The sequence below is a fragment of the Bernardetia sp. Wsw4-3y2 genome, from assembly GCF_037126295.1.
In the GTDB taxonomy this organism is placed as follows: domain Bacteria; phylum Bacteroidota; class Bacteroidia; order Cytophagales; family Bernardetiaceae; genus Bernardetia.
The window spans coordinates 2,318,808-2,335,068 of record NZ_CP147017.1 but is presented as its reverse complement, the minus strand read 5'-3'; the positions used below and the strand labels follow the sequence as shown (position 1 = coordinate 2,335,068).

The 16,261-nt window shown below is 30.8% G+C and carries 13 protein-coding genes; 6 read left to right on the top strand and 7 right to left on the bottom strand.

Annotation, left to right across the window (positions count from 1 at the left end; genetic code table 11):
- Positions 1-49 precede the first annotated feature (49 nt).
- The 4 genes from V9L05_RS09440 (at position 50) to V9L05_RS09425 (ending at position 6,659) form a co-directional block, all read left to right on the top strand.
- Positions 50-1,516 (top strand): FAD-binding oxidoreductase, encoded by a 1,467-nt coding sequence (locus V9L05_RS09440; RefSeq protein ID WP_338815276.1) that lies wholly within the window; start codon positions 50-52, stop codon positions 1,514-1,516.
- Positions 1,517-1,560: 44 nt separating this feature from the next.
- Positions 1,561-3,804: a 7TM diverse intracellular signaling domain-containing protein gene (locus V9L05_RS09435; RefSeq protein ID WP_338815275.1), complete on the top strand. Its 2,244-nt coding sequence runs from the start codon at positions 1,561-1,563 to the stop codon at positions 3,802-3,804.
- A gap of 197 nt (positions 3,805-4,001) precedes the next feature.
- Entirely contained in the window at positions 4,002-5,906 is a 1,905-nt protein-coding gene (locus V9L05_RS09430; protein WP_338815274.1) for a M23 family metallopeptidase, read from the top strand.
- Positions 5,907-6,014: 108 nt separating this feature from the next.
- On the top strand, positions 6,015-6,659 hold the full coding sequence (locus tag V9L05_RS09425; protein ID WP_338815273.1) for an oxidoreductase: 645 nt from the start codon (positions 6,015-6,017) through the stop codon (positions 6,657-6,659).
- Between the two features lie 60 nt (positions 6,660-6,719).
- Here V9L05_RS09425 and V9L05_RS09420 read toward each other — a convergent pair whose 3' ends face one another.
- From V9L05_RS09420 to V9L05_RS09390, 7 genes are all read right to left on the bottom strand, one after another.
- Positions 6,720-7,445: a hypothetical protein gene (locus tag V9L05_RS09420; RefSeq protein WP_338815272.1), complete on the bottom strand. Its 726-nt coding sequence runs from the start codon at positions 7,443-7,445 to the stop codon at positions 6,720-6,722.
- A gap of 84 nt (positions 7,446-7,529) precedes the next feature.
- Positions 7,530-9,152: a thioredoxin-like domain-containing protein gene (locus V9L05_RS09415; protein ID WP_338815271.1), complete on the bottom strand. Its 1,623-nt coding sequence runs from the start codon at positions 9,150-9,152 to the stop codon at positions 7,530-7,532.
- Positions 9,153-9,276: 124 nt separating this feature from the next.
- A complete protein-coding gene (locus tag V9L05_RS09410) occupies positions 9,277-9,846 on the bottom strand; it encodes a glutathione peroxidase (RefSeq protein WP_338793509.1) in 570 nt (189 codons plus the stop codon).
- Positions 9,847-10,022: 176 nt separating this feature from the next.
- Positions 10,023-10,532, bottom strand: coding sequence for a DUF6691 family protein (locus V9L05_RS09405; protein WP_338793510.1), 510 nt, complete (start codon positions 10,530-10,532; stop codon positions 10,023-10,025).
- A gap of 70 nt (positions 10,533-10,602) precedes the next feature.
- Positions 10,603-11,166, bottom strand: coding sequence for a YeeE/YedE thiosulfate transporter family protein (locus V9L05_RS09400; protein ID WP_338793511.1), 564 nt, complete (start codon positions 11,164-11,166; stop codon positions 10,603-10,605).
- A gap of 67 nt (positions 11,167-11,233) precedes the next feature.
- Positions 11,234-12,655, bottom strand: a complete 1,422-nt coding sequence (locus tag V9L05_RS09395; RefSeq protein ID WP_338815270.1) for an MBL fold metallo-hydrolase — start codon at positions 12,653-12,655, stop codon at positions 11,234-11,236.
- A 491-nt stretch (positions 12,656-13,146) separates the two neighbouring features.
- Positions 13,147-14,157, bottom strand: coding sequence for a M23 family metallopeptidase (locus tag V9L05_RS09390; protein WP_338815269.1), 1,011 nt, complete (start codon positions 14,155-14,157; stop codon positions 13,147-13,149).
- A 732-nt stretch (positions 14,158-14,889) separates the two neighbouring features.
- Here V9L05_RS09390 and V9L05_RS09385 point away from each other — a divergent pair.
- Together V9L05_RS09385 and V9L05_RS09380 are read left to right on the top strand one after the other, a co-directional pair.
- Entirely contained in the window at positions 14,890-15,360 is a 471-nt protein-coding gene (locus V9L05_RS09385) for a hypothetical protein (RefSeq protein WP_338815268.1), read from the top strand.
- Positions 15,361-16,203: an AraC family transcriptional regulator gene (locus V9L05_RS09380; RefSeq protein ID WP_338815267.1), complete on the top strand. Its 843-nt coding sequence runs from the start codon at positions 15,361-15,363 to the stop codon at positions 16,201-16,203.
- Positions 16,204-16,261 lie beyond the last annotated feature (58 nt).

Sequence of the window (16,261 nt, the reverse complement as noted above, 5' to 3'; positions counted from 1 at the left end):
GATATATTTAATCTAAAGGTTTTTTTTATCTTATTTTTATATAAAATTTATGAGAGATTCTTTGAAAAAAATCTTTTCTGATACAGGTATTAAAGTAACTATTAAAACAGAAAATTTACAAACTAACATCACAGAGTTTGAATCTAAACCTTTATTTGGAATAGTATACCCCAAAAACAAACTAGAAGTAGAAAAGATTATACATTTAGCTAATAAGCACAAAATTGTACTCTATCCTTATAGCTCTGGAATGAATTGGGGGCAAGGCTCTAAAGTTCCTACCTCTGATAATTCGCTACTAGTTGACTTATCATCTTTAAATTCCATTATAGAAATTAATGAAAAGCATAAATATGCTATTATAGAAGCTGGTGTAACCCAACAACAATTATCTAATGCTCTAAAAACTACAAAATTAAAAATTCCTGTTACAGGTTCTGCTGCAAAGTCTAGTATTGTTGGGAATATGCTAGAAAGAGGAGCTACTTTTTTCGGACACAGAAATAAACTGTTGATGGGCGTAGAAGTACTATTGGGAAATGAAAGTACAGTAAGAACAGGTTTATGGCATTTCTATCAGGAAAACAAAGAACCAATAATTTATCATGCACAAGGATTAGGAGCAGACCTAAACGGTCTATTTACACAGTCTAATTTTGGTATTGTAACTAAAATAGTGATTCGTCTTTTACCTAAAAAAGAAGGCTTTTTGCTACATGCAGAAGCTAAAGAAGAAAACATAATTCCTTTAGTAGACACTCTCTACTCATTATGGGAAGATAAAATTACTCAAGATGGAGTATTGATAACTAATAAAAATGATCCTCGCACAACTATAAAAGGAAACTATTCCTATACAGGGGATTGGTTTGCAGTAAGTTCTATTACAGGAGCAACTCCTTCTATTACTACAGCTTTAATTGAAGAAGTAAAACAAAGACTATCTCCTTATTGCTATCACATTGATTTTTTACCTACCAATAGTGAAGATACAGATAAACACCCTTATTTTTCTATTCTAAACAAGCTCTATCATGGAGAGCCTACAAATTATAGTTTACAAACCATGGCACAAATGCAAAATGTAGAAATTGAAAGTGAACAAGAATTAGATACAAATAAAAACATTATAGGTTTCTCAGTCGCTCTACCAGCAGTTCCATTTGATGGAGAACAGGTATGGAAAGTAATGCAAACAGTAAAAAAAATATCTGATACATTAGGTGTCGAACCTTTTCATAACTTTGCAAGTATAAACGATAAAGTTTTTGAAGGGTTTTATCGAATTTATTTTGATAGAAATGATACAAATGCTATATTAACAGCTCATAAGTGGAATAAACAGGTTCATCTAGCTTTAAAAGAAATAGAAATATTTCCATATAGAATGAATATTGAACGAATGTCTTATTTCACTAATGCTTCTGATGATACTTTTTGGCAGACCATAAAAAATATAAAACAAGTATTAGATCCTAATCAAATTATTGCATTAGGTAGATACTCGCCTATTTAATACTAAAAAACATGTATAAATTATTTTCCTTACTATTCTTATATTTGATTATAGTTAACTCTTCTTTTGGACAGAATAATGTAATTATCTACGAACAAGAAAATGAATTAAAGAGCATAGGAAACAATATATTTTATTTGGAAGATACTACAAGTCAATTCATTGATATACCTAGTAGTATATTGTCTAAAAAAGATTCATTTATAAAGAATGAAGGAGATGTATTAAATTTTGCAAATACACAATCAGCATTTTGGTTTAGATTCGAAATCCAAAAAGAAGTAGATAAAGATATTTATCTAGAAATTCATAATCCCATGTTGGATTCTTTAGTACTTTTTGAAAAAGTTGGAGAAAAACTAAAACAAGTAGGTATCTCAGGAGCAGCTTTCCCATTATCATTCCGAAAAATAAAATATACGCTTCCCAATTTCTTATTGCCTATCAATAAAGGAGAAAAAAGACAATTCTATCTTTATACTAAAAGTAACTTTCCTACACAAACTTCTCTTTCAATAGGAACTTCAAAATCTTTATTTGAAAATCAACATCCCTATGATATAGCAATAGGTATATATATAGGTATCATGTTAGTAATGGGATTATATAATTTATTTTTATCTACTTCTACCAAATCTATTCTTTATTTATATTATGTAGTGTATGTATTTGGAATGGGATTATTATATTCCATGTTTAAGGGCTACTATTTTGAGTTCTTGTGGAGTTCTATGCCTATTTTTAACTTTTATATTCCTGTGGTTTCTTCCACAGCAATAATTTTTATGTTACTCTTTGCAAGAACTTTTTTAGAGTTAAAAAATAATAATCCTATATTAGATAAAATTTTTTATGTATTAGTAGGATTATCTGTAATAAGTGTAATACTAGGTTTAATAGGCATATACGATATAAGTGCTAAAATTGGACAACTTACAGTAGTTTTAATAGCTATTTATCTTTTAGGAACAAGTATATACTTACTTATAAAAGGATACAAGCCTGCTCGTTTCTTCTTAGTAGCTTGGTTTGCTTATTTAATAGGATTGATTGTATTTATTTTACAACTTAATGCAGTTATTCCTAATACTTGGTTTACAGATAATTCTGTTCTTTTTGGCTCTGCCATAGAAGTAGTATTATTATCTTTTGCACTTGCAGATAGAATAAACGTCTATAAAAAACAAAAAGAAGAAGCACAAAAAGAAGCCTTAGAAAAGACAAAAGAAAATGAGAAATTAGTAGTAGAACAAAATAAAGTTTTAGCTATAAAAGTCAAAGAAGCTACTGAGGAATTGAGTATTTCGAATGAAGAACTCAACTCTACTAATGAAGAACTCAATGCAATGCTAGAAACTGTACAGAAACAAAAAGATACCATTGAAGAGCGTTCGGCAGAAATTGAGTCTATCAATGAAGAAATAAAAGCCACTAATGAAGAGCTAAATTCTACTAATGAAGAACTTTACTCAACAGTGGAAACGGTAAAACAGCAAAATAAACTGATTGCAGATGCTAACCGAAGTATTACAGATAGTTTGCGTTATGCACAGACTATTCAAGATGCAATCTTACCTTTTGAGGAACGTATGGATAGTCACTTAAAAGATTATTTTACATTTTATCGTCCAAAAGATATTGTTTCTGGTGATTTTTATTGGCTAACAGATCTCAAAGGAAAAGTTTATTTAGCTGTTGCAGACTGTACAGGACACGGTGTACCAGGGGCATTTATGTCTATGATTGGTTCGGCTGCTCTTGATGCTCTCGTTGATAGAAATGAATTAGAAGCTCCTGATGATATTTTGGCAGAACTTCATCTCACTATTCAAAAAGCTCTAAAACAAGAAAATAGCACAAATGACGATGGAATGGATGTCGGTTTGTGTGTACTAGAATATTTGACAAATGGAAGGTGTAAAATTCTTTTCTCTGGGGCAAAACGACCATTATATTACTACAAAAAATCTACTCAAGAACTTATAGAAATAAGAGGAACACGCCAAAGTATTGGAGGATACTCAAAGAAAGAAAGAAGAGATTTTGAGGTAAACGAACTTATTTTGGAAGAGGGAGATTGTTTTTACTTGTCTAGTGATGGATATGCAGACCAAAATGATAAAAATGATTTGAAATTTGGTTCTCATAAACTAAAACAACTCATTCACGATGTAGCTCATCTACCTATGAAAGAACAAGGAAATATCATTAAACAAAAATTTGATCAGCACAAAGGCAAAGAAGCACAACGTGATGATATTGCTATTATTGGTGTACGTATTTCATAAAAATCTGTTCTTATAAATACTCATTGAATAGTGAATCCTGTAAAGGTTCACTATTTTTTTTAAACACAAACTAAACATTACGAGTTAATTTTCTTGATACATAATTTTATAGTTGTTTTCTTTACATACTGTTTGAGTCCTCAAAAAACTCTACCTATTCTATTTCATATTTTTATATTAAAACTCCTTATTTCCAATTGAAGTCTATCCATTTTTTGCTTATCTTTCTCATTTCCTTTTTATTTATTTCTTTTAGTTTTGCCCAAAAACGAGGAGAATATATGTATCCTATCAATCCAAATACAACAAATTCGCTATCAGGTGGAATGGCAGAACTTCGTTCAAATCATTTTCACATGGGAATTGATGTAAGAACTAATAATCAAATTGGTTTGCCTGTCCATGCAGCAGCTGATGGATATGTAGCTCGGGTAAAAGTAAAAGGTTCAGGCTACGGAAATGCCATTTATATCAAACATAAAAATGGAACAACTACACTTTATGGTCATTTGAGTGAATTTAATAAAGAAATTGCAGCTTATGTCAGAAAAATTCAATATCAACGAGAGAGTTTTGAAGTAGATTTATATCTTTCGCCCTCTCAATTTCCAGTCAAAAAAGGAGAAATTATAGCTCTTTCTGGAAATAGCGGTTCATCTGGAGGTCCTCATGTACACTTCGAAATTCGTGATGCAGGCGAGCGAGCTTTGAACCCTTTAGATTATGGCTTTGATGAAATTAAAGACAATATCGCACCAATTATGGATAGAGTAGCTTTTATTCCATTAGAAAAGAATGCAATGATAAGAGGAGAGTATAATAGAGAAATTGTGGGAGCTTATTCAACAGGAAAAAACAAATATGGTTTACGAGTTCCTAAAATGACAGCTTACGGATTGATAGGATTAGAAATTGATGCAAAAGACAAAGCTGATGAAGTTTACTTTAGTTATGGAATGGATGAAATTGAAGTTTTTGTAAATGAAAAACAGACTTTTAAGGTTCATTTTGATAGAATTTCGTTTGCCAATCAAAGGCACATGAATAATTATATGAATTATGAATACTATGTCAAGACAAGAAAAAGATACAGAAAATGTTATGTACCTGATGGTGGAGAACATTTACATTTTTACGCAGCTTCCAAAAATAAAGGCAAATTATTTATAGAAGATGGCAAAACCTATCAAGTCAGAATCCGAATGACTGATGCCTATGGCAATGAATCAAATACAGAATTTGAAATTGTGGGTGATAAAAATCAAAAAGCAGTCAAAAATTATCCTGTAAAACTCAATGATTATAAGATTGAAGATAATTATATGATTTTTAATGCACTGACTTCTGATAAACAACAAGAAGCAGAAGTTTGTGTATCCCATTTAGCTTATAAAATCAAACCTCAATTTGAAGTAGGAAGCACAGGAACATTTTTTTGGGATTTGAGAACAGGCTTACCTGATTCTTTGGTATTGCCAAATGGAACAACCATTTATCCAAATATAAAAGCACAAGTTCCTTCAAATACTAATTTTTCTTTCTATCATAAAGATTTTGATATTTACTTTCCAAGTGGAGCATTATACGACACTACTTATTTAGCTTTTCAAACAAAAGAAAATTATCTCAATACAGAAGATTTTGTGATTGACCATTCTGATTTGGCTCTTCAAAAATATATTACTGTCAAATTAAAACCTAAAAATCCTTCTTCTATCAAAAATAAATCAAAAGTTCATGCCTATGCTGTTTATGGAAGAAGTTTGGGCTTTGCTGGTGGAAAGTGGAAAGGCGATATTTTTGAGTTCAAAACTCGTAATTTAGGAACATTTCGCTTAGTAGAAGATGACGATAAGCCAAATATTAGAATTACTCGTAAGAATTCGAAGAGTATAATTTGCAAAATTTCTGATAGTCGTTCTGGAATAGACTCTTTTCGTGCAACAATTGATGGAAAGTGGCTTTTAATGAATTTTGATGCAAAAACAGCTTCACTGACTTCTGAAATGTCTGACCAAATGGAAAACTTGAAAGGCGAATTTATATTGACAGTTACTGATAATGCAGGAAATAAAGAGGTTTATACAACTACAATTTACTAGAAAATCATTATTTTGTCTTTCTCAAAAAAACATTCACATCCTAATTTGTTTTAATAGAATAGAATCATACGTATTTTTTAGAAACAACTCTTTAATCAGAAAAATAAAATGGGAAAAACAGCCGTAATTGCAGGAAGTACAGGACTTATCGGACAACAGCTTATCAAACACCTTTCAGAAGATAATCGATATGATAAAATTTTGGCTCTCACTCGTAAAGCGAAAGTATCCGATTTGCCAAAGGTAGAATATGTAGTTGTAGATTTTGATCATTTACCTATTTATCAAAAAGAAATTCAAGGTGATGATGCCTTTTGTGCATTAGGAACAACACGTCAAAAAGCAGGAAGCAAAGAAGCATTTTACAAGGTTGATTACACCTATATTTGGGAATTTGGGCGTATAATGGCACAAAATCAAGCTCAATCTTTTACTTTAGTCTCATCAATGGGAGCAGATAAAGATTCTTTTTTTTATTATAATGAAGTAAAAGGAAAAATTGAAGATTCTATTTCTCAATTAGATTTTGAAAAAATAACGATTGTTCGTCCTTCACTTTTATTAGGAGATAGAGAAGAGGAACGCTTGGGAGAAGGAATTGCACAAACTTTTTCTAAACTTTTTAGTCCAATTATTCCAGCAAAATACGATGGAATTGAGGCTTCACAAGTTGCAAAAGCAATGATAAAAGCTGCCAATGATGGAAAGAACGAATTAGAAATTATTGAGAATGATGAATTGCAGAAGATGTGATTTTGTTTTTTATAGACGAAGTAATTACCCACGAATAAATTCGTGGGTTTTATTTGGTTATCAGCTTATTGTTTTAGGTTTGTAATATCCATCTCTTTTTTTGTCTATACTTCCTCCATCATATCCACAAATTCCAGCTCTAGGTGAATTGACTATTTTAGTTTTTGCATAATCATCAAAATCCTCACACTCTTTAGCATGTTCCTTAGAACATTTTTTACAAAAATATCCATCTTTATAATCATAATCGATATCAACTAAACAAATTTCTCTTGCATATTCTTTCTTACACATTGTACAAACAATAGGTAAAGGTTCATTACGAGAGATTAATTTGATTTTTTTCTTCTGTTTTGGCAAAATATATTCATTTACAAATTTGACTTTCAAATAAGTAGTCGAACCAAAATCATATTCATAGTCCATAATCAGTCCCTTTTCATATATATCTGAGAGAGGAGTCTTCATGGATTGTGAATCATAATCAGCATCCATTATACTAATACCTGATTTTGTTCTAAAACTACTCATATGTCCACAACACTCTACCCAAATATCTCTCAAGAAAACATCTAAGGTAGTAAAGCTAACTTTACTTTCTATAATTACTACCAAAAACATTTCATCTGCTGTTATAGAAATTTGATAATAAGTATCTGTACTTTTTGTATCATAATTTATCTCTTTTTCCATCTTTTTAAGATGAGAGGATATATGCTTTGTTATTCCTTGTTTGCTTACTATTTCATTGCAGTAGAAGCAAACGCCTTCTGATTTTAATGCCATAATTTTATTTCTTGTAGTGAAAATACTATTCGCACCTTGAAAAGTACGTTACATTTTTTATATCTTCTCACGCTAAAGCGTAAGCTACAAAATCACTTCTTTTTCAAAAGTCTTTGTATTTACTCTCAAAATTTGATGATTATTTGTATCGGAAATATATAAATAATTTCCAATTAAAAGAATATCATTTGGCTCTGAAAGTCCACTTATTAACGTTTTAACTCTATTTTTTTCTAAGTCTAAAACTTTTATTTTTCCATTATAGGTATCAGCAATATAAACTTCATTTTTTGTGTAAAAAACTCCTATTGGATGCTGTAAAACTGCTTTTTGTGCTGTTCCATCTGTATCTCCAAAATCAAAAAGTCCTGAACCTACAAGCGTTCTGACTTCTTTTTTCTGTAAATCTACCTGACGAATTGCACTAGCTTCTGCATCAGCTACATACAAGAAATTCTCAAACTGTGTAAGTCCACTTGGTTGATTAAAGGCTACCTTTTTAAAATCATCACCATCTGTGAGCTGTTCTCTTCCACTTCCTGCAAAACGTTCAGTTTTGTAATCCTGCAAGTTCATTTTCAAAATTTGATGATTTCCTGCATTAGCGATATACATTATATTTGGGTATTTTTTATCAATAAGCAAATCCCAAGGAGAATTCGGATTTACATTTTCTCCCCATTTTTTGTCTCCAAAATAATAACTTGTTTCACCTGTTCCACTGATGGTCTTGACTATTTTATCTATTAAATCAGCTTCTTTGATTACATTATTTTTTGTGTCAGCAATATATAATTTTTCTCCATTTTGAGAAAGAGCCAGTCCATGAGGTTCATAAAAAGTAGCTTCTTCAAAATTTCCATCTGTGTTTCCTTTTTTACCATTTCCAATAGTTTCTAAAACTTTGCCTTTCAAATTTATTTTCAAAACCCTATTATTTCCACTATCAGCAATCCAAAAAATAGGTTCATTTTCATTGCTATCATTTTCTGCTGTTGCTTCTATTATTTTTGAAGGAAACATAAGTTCTTTTTCCTCTACTTGAGCAAGCTGAAATTCAAATTTTTGCGTATTTAGTTCTGCTTTGTGTTTTTCTTTTAAAGCTAATATTTGATTGCGAGCATCTTCATAAAATGATTCTCCTGCACGTTGCCAAACAACTTTTCCAGTCGGCGAAATAAGTGTAACAGTAGGCCAAGCACGAATTCCATAGTTCTGCCAAACTTTCATATCTGCATCATTAACAACAGGATGATGAACTCCAAATTTTAAGGCAGCTTGACGAATGCGTTGTGTAGATTGTTCTGCACTAAATTTTGCTGAATGAATACCAATAACGACAAGTTGATTTTCAAATTCTTTTTCTAATTTCTCAAGGTCTGGAATAATATGTTGGCAATTGATACAACCAAATGTCCAAAAATCTAATAAAACTATTTTTCCTTTAAAGTCTGCTAATTTATACGATTTTTCAGTATTTACCCAGCCAAATTCTGTATCAATTTCGGGGGCAGTAGTCGGAGGAACAACCATATATTTTGGATTAATTTTGATTACTTTTTTTTCTGATTTGTCTTTATTGAGTTCATTTGCCGAACTAGATTTTTCATTGCAAGATGTAAAGGAAAAAATGAGTAAAAGAGAAAAAAGTAAGATTTTTATGCCGTTGGATGGAACACCAACCACGGCGAGTTTATAATTTTTCATTGAATTGGTGTTTTGGTATATTAAAAGGAATTAGGATTTTATTTTATAAAAAAAGGAAAAGGCAAGCCTTTTCCCTACAAATTTGAAATACAATTATTCATTTCTGAGTAAACGAACACACATTTTATAATTTCTCTGCAATTTCCATTGGGTTTACTCTTGAATTATAAAACTGAACTGTTTTTCCGTCTTCACTCACAATATATTTACAGAAATTCCAAGAAGGCTCTTCACCTGCTTTTTCTACTAACCACGTATATAATGGCGCACGGTCATCTCCTGTAACAGAAATTTTTGAGAACATATCAAAATCTGCATTGAACTTTGTCGAACAAAATTCTTTAATCTCTTCATTTGACCCTGGTTCTTGTCCCCCAAAATTGTTAGCAGGAAAACCCAAAACTGTTACTTTGTCACTGTATTTTTCTTTTACGTTTTGTAAATCTTCATATTGAGGAGTAAAACCACATTTTGAAGCTACATTAACAATCATTAATTTTTTACCTTGGTATTGTGATAAATCAACTTCGTTTCCGTCGATATCTTTTACTTTAAATTCATAAATTGTTTTTGCTGAAGTTGGATTTGTAGTCGTCATATCTGATGCATTTGAGGTTTTTGGAGAATTATTGCAGCTTGCTAAAAATAAAATTAGTGAGCTTAAAAGGAATAAATTAGAAAATAGAATTTTCATATCTTTAAAATTGGGTGGAATAAATGAATATGGTTTAACTGCTAAACGTTTGAATAGATTTGAATGTTTATTTTTCAAGATGAGATTTAGAAAATATAACACATAAAAAAACCATCCTTCATCAAAAAGAATGGTTCTACTTTAAACTCTAATAATTTGTATTTTCAATTATAAATTTAATGAGGCAAACGCTCTCTCAAAAATCCATACGTCCAAGTTCCGAAAATAGCACTCAGAAGTGTAATCAAAACCACTGTTGCACCTGTACCTATTTGAGCAAACAAAGGACCTGGACATGCGCCTGTCATTGCCCAACCCAAGCCAAAAATAAGTCCTCCATAGATTTGCCCTTTGTTAAATACTTTATCTTTAAAGACTATTTTCTCGCCTGATAAAGTCTTTATATTAAATTTTTTGATGATAAAAACAGAAAGCATTCCTACCAAAATAGCTGTTCCGATAACACCATACATATGGAAAGATTCTAAACGAAACATTTCTTGTATTCTGAACCAACTAATTATTTCAGCTTTCACAAAGACAATTCCGAAGGCAATACCAACAAGTAAATATTTAAAATTATGATACCATTTTTCTGTTTTATCACTTTCATTGACACAAATAGCATCCTTTCGGCGAGTTGTGTCTGCTATCGTTTTCTGAAATGGCAGTGTTTGATTTTTCATTCGTATTATTTTTATCAGATAAGAAATACTTTTTGTAAAGATTGTAAAGGGATATAAATAAACACATTTTTTATAATGATAAAATTAAAGGCAAAATCCAGTTTGCCATAATGAATCCTCCTATCATAAAACAACAAGTGGCTACAAAAGAAGGAAATTGAAAGGTAGACATTCCCATAATGGCATGTCCACTTGTGCACCCACCTGCATACCGAGTTCCGAAGCCTACCAAAAAACCTCCTACTACCATCAATAAAAATCCTTTAAGTGTAAAAAAACTATCCCAATTCATAATATCTAAAGGAACAAGGTTTGAATAATCTATAATCCCGTAAGTAGTTAAATCTGCTTGTAAAGTTGCTGCAATCTGAACATCATTTGGATTTGATAAAAAATTGGCTGCAATCATTCCACCTAAAAGAATTCCTACTACAAAAAACAAATTCCATATTTCTTTTTTCCATTCATATTGAAAAAATGGAATTTTGGCAGGAATACACATCGCACAAACATGGCGCAACGAAGAACTAATTCCAAAAGATTTATTACCTATTATTAAAAGTGTAGGCACAGTTAAGCCTACCAAAATACCTGCCACGTACCAAGACCATGGCTGTGTTATAAATTCTATCATTTTTTATTTTTTATATAAACCTATAAGGTTTTCAAAAACCTTATAGGTTTGGCATCTGAGAAAAAATCTATTTAGAAAGTGTTTTGCTCTGACACACAAAATTTGAAGTAGGGATAGCTTCTTGTTTTTGGATTTGTCCAAAACCACCTTCAATTTCTGTAAAATTACGGTAACCTCTTGCTTGCAAAATACTAGCAGCAATCATAGAGCGATAACCACCTGCACAGTGCATAAAGAAATGTTCATCTGGATTTATATCTCTTACCCACTCATTAATAAAATCTAACGGTTTATTATACGCTTCTTCTACGTGTTGGGCTGCATATTCACTCTCTTTTCTGACATCAACAACTTTGCTTGTTTCTTTATCAAATTTTTGAGCAAACTCTTCAGGAGAAATTCTATCAATTGTATCAATTTCTTTTCCTGCTGCTTTCCATTCTGCAAAACTACCTTTGAGGTAACCTAAAACATTATCAAAGCCTACTCTGCTAAGTCTAATAATTGTTTCTTCTTCTCTTCCTTCGTCTGTGATGAGCAAAATAGGTTGTTGTACATCCATAATCATCGCACCTACCCAAGGCGCAAAACCTCCATCAATTCCGATATTGATAGATTGTGGTACAAAACCTTGATAAAACTCTTTTGGGTTACGTGTATCCAAAATAAGCGCACCACTTTCCTCAGCTGCTACTTCAAAAGCATTTGGTTCTAATGCCTGTTTGCCTTTTTTCATAACATCATCCAAACTATCATAGCCTTTTTTGTTCATAGCTACGTTCATTCCAAAATATCCTGGAGGAGGCAAAAGCCCGTCTGTAACTTCATTTACAAACTCTTGCTCTGTCATGTCTGCACGAAGGGCATAATTGAGTTTTTTCTGCTCTCCGATAGTAGAAACTGTTTCTTTACTCATATTCTTTCCACACGCACTACCTGCGCCATGTGCAGGATAAACGATAGTTTCGTCTGGCAAAGTCATGATTTTATCTCTTAACGAATGAAAAAGAGTTGCTGCTAATTGCTCTTGTGTCATGTGAGCTGCTTTTTGAGCCAAATCTGGGCGACCTACATCGCCAATAAAAAGTGTATCACCTGAGAAAATAGCATGTTCTTTTCCATTTTCATCTAAAAGCAAATAGGTTGTACTTTCCATCGTATGCCCTGGTGTATGAAGAGCTTTGATAGTAATATTTCCTACTTTGAATGTCTGTCCGTCTTCTGCAATAATTGCATCAAATTCGGGTTGTGCTGTTGCACCATAAACGATTGGTGCACCTGTCTTTTTAGATAAATCTAAATGTCCTGAAACAAAGTCTGCATGAAAATGTGTTTCGAAAACATACTTAAGTTTGACATCATCTTTTGCTAAGCGATCAAGATAGGGTTGCACTTCACGAAGTGGGTCAATAATCGCAGCTTCGCCATTAGAAGTAATATAATATGCACCTTGTGCTAAACAGCCTGTATAAATTTGTTCTATGTTCATAATTTTGGATTTTTTTCTAAAAAATGGTCTTTAGAAATGATAAGTTTAAAAAAATTCGTGTAAAGTAATTGATTATACGTTTGTTTTTCATTCTAAGATACTACAAAATTAAGCTATTAGTTGTTTGGGTACAGTTACTTTTGTTACAGAAGTTTTTTTTTAGTCTAAATTTTAGCATAAATATTCTTTTATACATTGAAAGACCTAGCAATACACCCTTAACAAACTGAAAAACAAACACTTAAGCAACAAGCTATTGTTAGAGTTGTTTTGAGTTACTAAAAAATTACTATTTAACTCCTTTATCTTTACAGTAATTAATTATTGTAAAAACAGCAAACAATGAAAGTAAGTGTAATAAAAAAATTATTCAATTTAATTACTTAAATTTTAATTTAAGCTATATTTTGTAGAATTAAGAACAAAAAAAAAGCATTATAAAAAATATAATGCTTTTTTGTATCTATGAAAAATCTAAAATTAAATCTTTATTACTTAATATGATTGTGGTCTTCTTCGTCTGAACCACCACCGAGTGATTGTCCATCATGAGAAGAAAGTTCTACTAATTGTTGATATTCTGTTGGCGACAAATCATTAAAGAAGTAATTAATTGGATTTACTGGCTTACCATTATAGCGTACTTCATAGTGCAAGTGAGGTGCTACTGAAAGTCCTGTGCTTCCTACTTTTCCTAATAACTGTCCACGTTTTATTTTTTGTCCTTTTTTACAATCAAAAGCTGAAAGGTGAGCATATCTTGTGATATATCCATAACCGTGATCTACTTCTACCAATCTTCCGTATCCACTAGACCAATCTGCTTTAATAACTACACCATCTCCTGTTGCATGTACAGCTGTTCCTGTTCTTGCACTAAGGTCACAACCTGCATGCATTTTACGAACTTTATAGATAGGGTGTGTACGCATTCCATAACCAGATGCAAAACTTGTTTGGTCTTTTTTGGAAAGAGGCTGAATAGCTGGAATAGAAGCCATCATATCATTTTTGTTTTGAGCTAATTTCATAAGCTCATCATACGATTTGGTTTGGATATACATTTGTTTTTTCAAATTATCCAACTTCTCGTGTGTATTTACAATAAGTGTTTCATTTACTAGATTATCATCTAATAAATGTTTATACTTTTCTGCTCCTCCTGTACCACCTTTTCGCATTTCCATTGGAATAGGTTCTACTTCAAACATCGAACGATAGAGTTTATTGTCTCGCTGTTGAAGGTGTGAGAGCATATCAGTTGCCTGACTAATTTCTTTATTAAGAACTGTATATTTTGTAAGAAGTTCCTGTTTTTCTTCTTTTAATTGTGCCACTTCCTTTGAAGGGAACATTTGAGTATAAAATGTCGCAAAACCGACTGCTAATACTGCTGAAACTACTAAGAGTCCAAGGATATTGAAGGCTATATCTGCTTTAGACGCTTTTACTTTTTCGTAACGACACGTTTCGGTATCGTAATAATATTTTACTTTTGCCATATAATTAGTGTTTGTTTCTAATCTTTGTCAGAAAAAATAACTAATAATCAAGTTTGTTTGGGTTCAAAACCTACTTCAATACTTGGGTTAAAATTTATTTAAAGAACATTTATTAAACTGTCTTTAAGTTAAATTAGAATATATTTAATATACTTTTCTTTATTAACTAACTACATCTGTTTTAATAAATTGAATATTTTTTAAAGGAATGATAAGTAATTGATAATCATAACATTTGTGTGTATCCAACTAAAGATTAGTAATGCAAAGAAGCAAAAAAAATAGAAAAGTTCCAAGAAACCTAAAACTTTTTTCGATTAAATACCGTATTGTAGCATAAAATTAAAAAAAATCCTTTTGTTATGGACTAATAATAGTTTTTTTTGTGTTTAGAAAAGAATTTCATTTTGTCTCCAAAAAACTATACGATTTTCAGTAAATAGTTATTATTAACCCTGTTAATATCTTGCCAAAATATCTTTTAAAAATACTATTATATCAAAATATTATTTTCTCACAAACTTTTCGTTCATATCTAGGAAGACGCAAACACTATTCACTCACCGTTTTATAATTTCACTAAATTGTAGAAAGAGCCATTTTTTTTAAAATCTGAAAATAGAATAATTATAAAAAAGAAAGTAGTTTTGTGTGTTTTCTAAAAATCAAAAGGATCTATATTAAATGAGCTATAAATTATATTAATAATTCTAAATTCACAATTCTCAAACAATGAACTCAAAATTAAATTTCGTTTCCTTTTTACTTATTTTCTTTTCTTTGATTGCCTGTACTAGCAATTCAGATAATAAAGATAATACCCAAGTTGTAGCAGAAAATAAAGAACCAAAAGATTCTACTTTAGTGCTAGATGAAGAGCAAAAAAAGACGATAACAAACTTAGAACTTTTGCAGGGAAAGTGGCAAAGTACGGATGACGAAACAAACTTTCTAAAGTTTGAAAATAATCATAGAATGGAAATCGCTGAAGGAATGACTCAATGGAGTGATGAAATTTTCACTTTATCTGATAAATGCACCAATGAATCTGATAAAAGTAAAGATTTGAAGCCTGAAAAAGACCTTTATATTACTTCTGAAAGTTCGGATATGTGTTGGTATATTATAGACCTTAATGAAGAAATTTTGACAATTGCTTATATGGCTCGTGGAAATACACTGGCTTACAAAAGAGTGAAATAAATGAATACATATTTGCTTCCTAATGACTTATTTGAAAATGCAAATAAAACAGAAGACAAAACCTGTATTTATGACTATGTGATAAATAATTCTCTTACGAGAAATAAAATTACGCTTAATCAGAATGTGTTTAGTTTTTTGCAAGATGGAACAAAAGAAGTTGTGCATTTTGACAAACAAACAACAATCAAAAATAATCAATTTCTTCTCATTAAATCAGGTAAATGTTTGATGACTGAAAAATTATCACAAGCCAATCAATATAGAAGTTTGTTGTTTTTCTTTGATGATAATTGGCTTATTGATTTTATAGAAAAACACAAAATCAAAATTCAATCAAGCAGCGAAACAAATCCGTTTTTGGTATTTGATTATGATAATTATATCAAAAATTTTGTGTTTAGTGTCCTACAACTCAATCAACAACCTTTAGCTTTACAAAAACAGGTTTTAACTATCAAACTAGAAGAAATTTTCCTTTATTTAATTCATAAAAATAGAACAGATTTTCTCTATAAGTTTTTAAACAGCAATGTTTACGGTAGAGAACATTTTACATCAGTCATTGAAAATAATATTTATACAAACTTGAGTGTAGAAGAATTAGCTTTTTTATGTAACAAAAGCGTTTCAGCTTTCAAGAGAAAATTTAAGAAAATATACAATGATAGTCCAATAAAATGGTTTAGAGAGCGAAGGTTAAAACACGCTGCATTTTTGTTAGAACACAAAAAACTTCGTTCTAGTGATATTTATATGCAAATTGGTTATGAAAATTTATCTTCTTTCATACAAGCCTACAAAAAACAATTTGGCAAAACTCCCAAACAACACTTTATATAAAATGGACGTTTAGCGATACTTTTAGAACGTCTATCTCTACCTCATCAGCAAGGCAATA

Bases quoted from the DNA above. Each gene is read 5' to 3' on its own strand.
- V9L05_RS09385 (WP_338815268.1), top strand. From the start codon at position 14,890: ATGAACTCAAAATTAAATTTCGTTTCCTTTTTACTTATTTTCTTTTCT.
- V9L05_RS09390 (WP_338815269.1), bottom strand. From the start codon at position 14,157: ATGGCAAAAGTAAAATATTATTACGATACCGAAACGTGTCGTTACGAA.
- V9L05_RS09395 (WP_338815270.1), bottom strand. From the start codon at position 12,655: ATGAACATAGAACAAATTTATACAGGCTGTTTAGCACAAGGTGCATAT.
- V9L05_RS09415 (WP_338815271.1), bottom strand. From the start codon at position 9,152: ATGAAAAATTATAAACTCGCCGTGGTTGGTGTTCCATCCAACGGCATA.
- V9L05_RS09425 (WP_338815273.1), top strand. From the start codon at position 6,015: ATGGGAAAAACAGCCGTAATTGCAGGAAGTACAGGACTTATCGGACAA.
- V9L05_RS09400 (WP_338793511.1), bottom strand. From the start codon at position 11,166: ATGATAGAATTTATAACACAGCCATGGTCTTGGTACGTGGCAGGTATT.
- V9L05_RS09405 (WP_338793510.1), bottom strand. From the start codon at position 10,532: ATGAAAAATCAAACACTGCCATTTCAGAAAACGATAGCAGACACAACT.
- V9L05_RS09420 (WP_338815272.1), bottom strand. From the start codon at position 7,445: ATGGCATTAAAATCAGAAGGCGTTTGCTTCTACTGCAATGAAATAGTA.
- V9L05_RS09380 (WP_338815267.1), top strand. From the start codon at position 15,361: ATGAATACATATTTGCTTCCTAATGACTTATTTGAAAATGCAAATAAA.
- V9L05_RS09410 (WP_338793509.1), bottom strand. From the start codon at position 9,846: ATGAAAATTCTATTTTCTAATTTATTCCTTTTAAGCTCACTAATTTTA.
- V9L05_RS09440 (WP_338815276.1), top strand. From the start codon at position 50: ATGAGAGATTCTTTGAAAAAAATCTTTTCTGATACAGGTATTAAAGTA.